Origin of the sequence: Bradyrhizobium ontarionense (assembly GCF_021088345.1) — a bacterium.
Taxonomy (GTDB): Bacteria; Pseudomonadota; Alphaproteobacteria; order Rhizobiales; family Xanthobacteraceae; genus Bradyrhizobium; species Bradyrhizobium ontarionense.
Genome location: NZ_CP088156.1, coordinates 106,103 through 108,296, shown reverse-complemented (window position 1 = coordinate 108,296; position 2,194 = coordinate 106,103). Strand labels below are relative to the sequence as shown.

Genomic DNA, 2,194 nt, shown 5'->3' with positions numbered 1-2,194 from the left:
CTTGTGTCCGATTACAGCGTGGCGTTCGATCAAGCGGATTGGATGGCGCTGGTTCAGTTCAGCCGATGGGCTTGCGCCATCGCGACGATCACCCTGCGCGGTCCCTTGAACGGCTCGCGCGCATGCGCCGTCAGCATGTTGTCCAGCATCACGACATCACCCGCCTGCCAGGGAAAGACGATCTTGTGCCGGTCGAGCACACCGCGCACCGTGGTCAGCGTCTCGTCGTCGATCGGCGTACCGTCGCCATAGAAGGCGTTGCGCGGCAATTCGAGCGGGTCGCCCACGATATCGAGAAGGCTCTCCCGCACATCCGGCGCAAGACTGGAGACATGAAAGAGGTGCGCCTGGTTGAACCATACGACCTCACCGGTGACGGGATGCACCGCGGTGCCCTGACAGACCTGCCGCGTCCGCAGCTCGTCGCCATCCTTCCATTCGCAGGTGATCGAATGCGCAGCGCAATAGGCTTCGACCTCAGCCTTCGACTCCGTACCGAACACCTGCCGCCAGTCGACATCGAGACCGCTGCCATAGTTGCGAACATACATGACGCCCTTCTCGGCGAACCGATTGCGAATCGCGGCGGGCATGTCGCGGTGAATGAGCCTGCTGTCGGCGATGGGCGTCTCGCCGCCCTCCTGGGCAGGCCGTTCGCAGTAGAACCAGATCTTCATCGGCCAGTCGCGCGTATAGGCCTGCTCGTTGTGCAGCGGGATGCTCTGGTGCGGCGGATATTCGGTCGACGTGTAGACGCCGGAGCTGACCTGCGATCGTGGCGTCGAACCGAATTCGTAGGCGAGCAGCCGATGGCCGAAGCTCGCCGCGAAGCTCCTGAATGCCTCTGCACCTTCAAGATGGAAGTCACGAAACAGAATTCCGCCGCACGCATAGAGCCGACGCTCGATCATGTCGCGGACCTCGCTGACGGCTTCCGTCAGCGGCTCCAGCTTGCGGCCGGCCCGCAGAAGGAAAGGCAGAGACTCTTCTTCTATTTTGAGTTGCGTTGCAAACATGATGTTTCCTCGCTTCCCGTCAGTTCAGCATCAAAGTGTCGTCGCCAGCCGGTTTTCCTGGCCGGGCTCGCATTCAGTGCACGATGCTCAAGGCCCCGCGCAGGCGGCAGCGAGTTGCGGCCGCGCATGGCCCGCCAGCAACGTAGTGATCAGGTTCAACAGATCGGCCTGTCGCGTGTGAATGAAGAAGTGGTCCCCCGGCAGCATGTCGAGCCCGAATGCGGCCGATGTCTCGGCACGCCATGCCTGCAACGCCTCCGGACGCGTGTCGTCCAGATCTCCGCCGAACACGTGAACCGGACAAGGTAAGGGCTGCCGTCTCTGAGCGACGTAATTCCCGCACATCAGGAAATCGGCCCGCAGAATCGGCAACGCGCTGCGCATGATCTCCACACTTTCCAGCGCCTCCTGCGGCGTCCCCTTCAACATCAGAAGCTCATCGCGCAGCGCATCGTCACTGAGTGGCTCTCGCCAACGGCTGCCATCCCGCTTCGCCGGCGCCTCCGTTCCGGACACGAGCAGCATCTGCGGCCGCGGCGCGCCGAGCGCGAGCAGCCTGTGCGCGACCTCGAAGGCGATCAGGCCACCGAGACTGTGTCCGAACAGAACGTAGGGCGCTGCCAGCGGCGCATCGACCAGTTCGGCCGCAAGCAGGTCGGCCAATGCAACTGGATCGGTGTGCAACGGCTCGTCCATCCGCGCACCGCGCCCAGGCCACTCCAGAGGAAGGACATCGATCCAGGACGGAACGCTTCTCTTCCAGCGCGCATAGATCATGGCGCTGCCGCCAGCATAGGGCAAACAGATGAGCCGCATTGCAGCCAGTCCCCTTCGCGTCAGGATTCGGTCGATGCGAGCGAGCTGTCCTGCATGAATTTGCGCAGCGAGAGCGGCCGCATGTCGGTCCACACCCGTTCGATATGGTCCAGGCACTCCTTCTTGGTTCCGGTCACACCGACGGCACTCCAGCCGTTGGGAATGTCCTTGAACGTCGGCCAAATGGAATATTGTTCTTCGTGATTCATGACGACGGTGAAGGTGATGTCGTCTCTGTCGAAGACCATCATGCCCGGCTACTCCTACTAACAAGCAACGGCGATGAGCGATGAGCTACGAGTAGTGCAGTTGATAATGACAGTCAAAGTGATACCGCCGATCAAACTTTTTAATCTCTCCAA

At 61.5% G+C, this 2,194-nt stretch carries 3 protein-coding genes; all 3 read right to left on the bottom strand.

What is annotated here, in order from left to right; genetic code table 11:
- Positions 1-53 precede the first annotated feature (53 nt).
- The 3 genes from LQG66_RS00430 to LQG66_RS00420 all read right to left on the bottom strand — a co-directional run bounded on the left by LQG66_RS00430 (position 54) and on the right by LQG66_RS00420 (position 2,083).
- Positions 54-1,016: a TauD/TfdA family dioxygenase gene (locus LQG66_RS00430; protein WP_231322170.1), complete on the bottom strand. Its 963-nt coding sequence runs from the start codon at positions 1,014-1,016 to the stop codon at positions 54-56.
- An 87-nt stretch (positions 1,017-1,103) separates the two neighbouring features.
- Complete coding sequence (locus LQG66_RS00425) at positions 1,104-1,832, bottom strand: thioesterase II family protein (protein ID WP_231322168.1); 729 nt, start codon at positions 1,830-1,832, stop codon at positions 1,104-1,106.
- A 20-nt stretch (positions 1,833-1,852) separates the two neighbouring features.
- Positions 1,853-2,083 (bottom strand): MbtH family protein, encoded by a 231-nt coding sequence (locus LQG66_RS00420; protein WP_231322166.1) that lies wholly within the window; start codon positions 2,081-2,083, stop codon positions 1,853-1,855.
- Positions 2,084-2,194: the final 111 nt, after the last annotated feature.